The following is a 1977-nucleotide window of genomic DNA, read 5'->3' as shown; positions in this document are numbered from 1 at the left end:
ACGTTATAGGGAGAGTTGTAAGAAGTCGTCAGCGTACCGACCAGACCTATATGTCGAGTGCTCACGGCAATCGCTGATAGCAGCGTCAGCGGCTCCAGACGATTTAGGTAGTGGGATGGCGACCCAGGTGTGATGAACTGGCTGTCGACGATAAACATCAAGTCGAAGAGTGCCGCCTCGGCCTGTCGCGCAATCTCGATGTACCAGTCGACATTAACGCTGGCATCGGCTGGCAATTCGGGATCAAGCCACAGGTTGTGGCGACCTGGCCCACCACAACCCATCGTCAGAGCGCCCAGTTTGATCTGTCTTTTTGTCATTTCAAAAATATGCCTTATGGATCAGGGAAGTCATCAATGCGGGCTGAAGCGTTCAGGGCTGAGCTTTGGATAAGGCTGGTTGCAAGGACGCAGCGAATGAATTGTCGAACAGGTTGGCTGCAGGGTAGGACTTGACCAAACCCAGGCTTGCGAAAAAGTCCACGGTCTTCTGCGCCTCCGCAGGTACCTGCGGGTTCAGTGGCTCGACGGTCGTGCGCGCTCGGGCAAACCAGACACGCGCGATTTCAGCGTCAGCCCGAGTGCGTTTGGCCCATGCATCAGCATAAGCCTCAGTATTGGCTGGATTTTGTAGAGCCCAATCACGGGCCTTCTTCAGACGCTGGAGAAAGTCACTGATTTGCGCGCGCTTGGCGTCGACTGAATTGGCGTTGGCGGCGATGAAGCTCTGGGCAGGGATCAATCCATCAGCAGTGGCCAGAATCCGCGCACCTTGCCGTTCCTGCTGCGTGACGTAGGGCTCCCAAGTAGCGATGACATCAACTGACCCACCGTCCAGCGCGTGGGAGGCATCCAACGCGCTGAGATAGCGCAAATCCAGCGAGTCTCGTGGGACACCTGCTTTATCCAGCGCAGTCAGCAGTAGCTGCTGACTCCAGGAGCCTTTCCAAATGGCCGCGCGCTTGCCCTTCAGATCCGCAAGGCTATGGATCGGCGAATCTTTGCTTACAAGAATTGCCACACCACCGAGATTTTGCCGGCCTACTGCAATAACCTTGATCGGTGCGCCCAATGCGCCCAGGAACAGCACTGGCGCATCACCGAGCAACCCGACGTCAAGACTGCCGACGTTGAGCGCCTCGGCGACAGGCGACCCGGCAGTGAATTGCTTCCACTCAAGGGTATAAGGCAAATCATCAAGTACCCCCGCCGCCTCCATCACGGCTTGGGCGTTGTAGCTTTGGTCACCTACCACCAGCGATTGCGCGTTCGCAGCAAGGCACAGCAATGCAGCGGCCATCCCGGCCGCCAATTTCGTCAGATAACGCACGTTCGTCTCCAGATGCCTTCTCAGGCAGTTCAGGTCGATCCGCACGCGCGGTCTCGGTACTATTCGTAGGATTGGACGAGCCGATAATGGCTCTATAGGCATGCCGAAGCTTTATAGCGATTAAATTTAAATGCAGCCTGCTTTATACGATGAGGCCCTGACCTCTACGTGTAAAATACTCATTACGCATAACGTAATTCTACATAAATGCAGTAATTGCATGAACTATCGACAACCAACGACCTGGGCGTCGGGACGGTCACAATCGGCAAGGCTCGCTTGGGCGGTCTATGCCGACGCTGGTTTCGATACAATCCCGTGCTTTAGCCAGCACCTCAATGGCACACCAGCCCATCGCTGACCTTCAAACTGTCGAGCATGATCGCATTGCTGCGTAGCTCCCATGCCCTCGCCTGCCCGCCCCGTTCCTGCCATTCGCGCAACCCCGCTTGCACCAGCTTCAGGCTTTTTCGATCAGGCTGTGCCAGATACACCTGAGCATCGGCGCTGGCTTCAAGGGTTTTTGGCAACATCCGATAAAATCGCCAGTCGGGTTGTTGGAGCAGGCTTTTGAGTACGCTGCGTTCATCGGCGAGCAACCCGCAGTCACCAGCGATAAACGCGGTCGTCGCGCGGATGCTTGAAGGG

The 1977-nt window shown here is 56.2% G+C and carries 1 protein-coding gene and 2 pseudogenes; all 3 read right to left on the bottom strand.

All coding sequences use genetic code 11. The features are described from left to right. Positions 1 to 320 (bottom strand): annotated as a pseudogene (locus tag AC1DSG_RS30675) (LLM class flavin-dependent oxidoreductase); the annotation flags it as partial. 52 nt (positions 321 to 372) lie between these two features. Then, positions 373 to 1329: an ABC transporter substrate-binding protein gene (locus AC1DSG_RS30670; protein WP_477794219.1), complete on the bottom strand. Its 957-nt coding sequence runs from the start codon at positions 1327 to 1329 to the stop codon at positions 373 to 375. A gap of 335 nt (positions 1330 to 1664) precedes the next feature. Next, positions 1665 to 1977: pseudogene (locus AC1DSG_RS30665) on the bottom strand (ABC transporter substrate-binding protein); the annotation flags it as partial.

Source organism: Pseudomonas sp. P5_A12 (genome assembly GCF_056400685.1).
The sequence above is the reverse complement of the archived record's forward strand: the minus strand, read 5'-3'. Positions and strand labels throughout refer to the sequence as shown.